Annotated in this window: 1 protein-coding gene; it reads left to right on the top strand. The window is 36.0% G+C overall.

The features are described 5' to 3' along the window. The coding region (locus AAEY72_RS15265) for an HD-GYP domain-containing protein (protein ID WP_352311430.1) at positions 1-264 on the top strand (264 nt) is incomplete at both ends.

Raw genomic sequence — 264 nt, 5'->3', positions numbered from 1 at the left:
ACTATGTTTTCTGTATATAAAAAAATCGACAAAGATATTGTTAATCAATTAGCAGTCGGTGCATTTTTACATGATGTGGGTAAAATTATGGTCCCCGATCGCATTTTAAATAAGCCTGATAAACTGACAGATGAAGAGTTTCATATTATGAAAACTCACGCCAGCTATTCAATTGAAATCATGAAAAACACCCCAGGCATTAGCCCGCTAAGTTTAGAGGTGGCAACTTTACACCATGAAAAACTTAACGGACAAGGTTACCCA

The sequence above is a fragment of the Psychrobacter sp. W2-37-MNA-CIBAN-0211 genome (assembly GCF_040309405.1).
GTDB classification, from domain to species: domain Bacteria; phylum Pseudomonadota; class Gammaproteobacteria; order Pseudomonadales; family Moraxellaceae; genus Psychrobacter; species Psychrobacter glaciei.
The sequence above is the reverse complement of the archived record's forward strand: the minus strand, read 5'-3'. Positions and strand labels throughout refer to the sequence as shown.